The organism is Desulfocastanea catecholica (genome assembly GCF_054657295.1).
In genome coordinates, this window is the sequence record NZ_BAAHYZ010000133.1 from 1 (window position 1) to 473 (window position 473).

Here is a 473-nt window from a genome sequence, read left to right on the forward strand (position 1 = left end):
AAAAGCGCCACATATTGCAGAAAAAAGTCGATGAGGCCAACCGGACGTTCGACGAAAAAGTCCGTGAAGAAAATAAACGATTTGACAAAAAGCGCCGGGAAATCCTGGGAAAAAACAAGTAAATCGATTGGGTGGCATATGCCAGACATGGACCCTGAAAAAAATCAAGGATACAAAGCAACAGCAGCCAGAGTCTTGCTCTGCTTTTTCACACCTTTCTTTCTTGCCGGCTGTGGCGCAGAAGGTATGGTGATCTTCGACCCGTACCCGTCTCAACCGGCACGGATATATCATTCATCTCCGCAGCAGAGCGAGATCCCTCCTGGCCACATGCCACCCCCCGGGGAGTGCCGCATCTGGTACCCAGGGCTCCCGCCGGGCCAGCAACCACCTCCAGGCAATTGCAATGAACTACGCCATCAAGTACCTCCTGGGGCGATACTCGTTCGAGGATAGAGATGTTCTTGCAGATA

General features: G+C 51.8%; 1 protein-coding gene. It reads right to left on the minus strand.

All coding sequences use genetic code 11. The features are described 5' to 3' along the window. Positions 1–208 precede the first annotated feature (208 nt). Positions 209–473: hypothetical protein (locus tag ACYQ8U_RS23200; RefSeq protein ID WP_459947927.1), on the minus strand; the 265-nt coding region annotated here is incomplete at its 5' end.